Origin of the sequence: Xanthomonas sp. NCPPB 1067 (assembly GCF_020783795.1) — a bacterium.
Classification (GTDB): domain Bacteria; phylum Pseudomonadota; class Gammaproteobacteria; order Xanthomonadales; family Xanthomonadaceae; genus Xanthomonas; species Xanthomonas melonis.
Map to the genome: position 1 here is coordinate 1 of NZ_JAJGQG010000069.1, position 1,325 is coordinate 1,325.

A 1,325-nucleotide genomic window follows, 5' to 3' on the forward strand; every position below is an offset into this window, starting at 1 on the left:
GGCAACGCTAAATCCATCATTTCTTTAAAAGCGATCGATGGCGAGACATGAAACAAGCGGTCGTTTTCCGGGAAGCAAACTAGTGGGTGCACTCTATCAAAACAAAACCTGATTAGCCCCATCCCTCAGCCATGGAAGTTGCTTGCCATACGCAAAACGCGCTCTGGGCAAGGTGTGCAGCGCAGCAGCGCCGTCGCCAGCCGCGGCAGCATCTGTTTCAGGTCGAATCGGCGGTTGAAGCGATAGGCCGCCTCGGCTAGGTAGCGCCTTGCATACTTGGCCTGGCCCACCGCATGGTAGGTCCCGCTGATGGCGCGTTTGACATTGCCCAGCACCACATTCAACCAACGTGCTCCCTGGACGTCGGTTGCAGCACGACCGCCGCCGGTATCGAGGGTGGTGTGGGCATGCCCGGCCTCCTCCAGACGGCGAAAGCACGCCAGGCCGTCGCTATAGACCTCACACTCCGGCTCCAGACGGCGCGCGATCCAGTCCATCAGCGAGGCGTTGTCAAAGGCCTTCACCGGCTCGATCACCGCAAAGCTAGGATGTTCATTGTTGTGGTCCACTTGCACCGCGATCACGAACGGCTGTTTGTTCTCCGAGCCTCGTCCGCGCTTGCCTCCGGTGCGTTCGCCGCCAAGGTACGCGTCATCGATTTGCACGAATCCGCTGAGTTTTCGCGGCTCTTCGCGCTCGGTCATCGCCTGCATGATCTTGTGCTTCATGCGCCAAGCCACCTTATAGGTCACTCCGAGATGGCGCTTCAACTCCAGCGCCGCCAGGTTGGTCTTGCTGGATGTCAGCAGGTACATCGCCTGCATCCACAGGCGCAAAGACAGCTTGCTGGATTGCAACAGCGTGCCGGCACGCAAGGTGGTTTGATGCCGGCACGCCCGGCACTGGTAGTACACCTGATCATCGCGTCGAAAGCGCGAGCGCGCGCGGCCGTCACACCGCGGGCAGCGAAATCCCTTCGGCCAGCGCCACCGATACAATGCCCGGTAGCACTTGGCTTCGGTTCCGTAGCGATCCATGAACTCGCTCAGCGACAAGCCTGGCTGAAACTGCACGATGTTGATGCCCATCTCCCACCTCCGTTGCCTTGAGCTGGGGTCATTGTCCAACCGCAGCGTCGCAGATCCTGCAACTACGGCTGAGGGATGGGGCTAATCAGTAAGGATTTTAAAATGCAAAAGCGCAAAATCGTTCTTGTCGCCAATGCGGCGGCTGTTATTCTTATGCTTACAGGTTGCCAATGGTCGGCTACTATTCGCAAGAAAGTTGGGTAGCCCGCGGAGGGTGAGATAACAATTAGCGGTGGC

Annotated in this window: 1 protein-coding gene; it reads right to left on the reverse strand. The window is 58.6% G+C overall.

Features of this window, described 5'->3' with window-relative positions:
- Positions 1–125: 125 nt before the first annotated feature.
- Entirely contained in the window at positions 126–1,088 is a 963-nt protein-coding gene (locus tag LL962_RS20845) for an IS1595 family transposase (RefSeq protein WP_228318289.1), read from the reverse strand.
- Positions 1,089–1,325 lie beyond the last annotated feature (237 nt).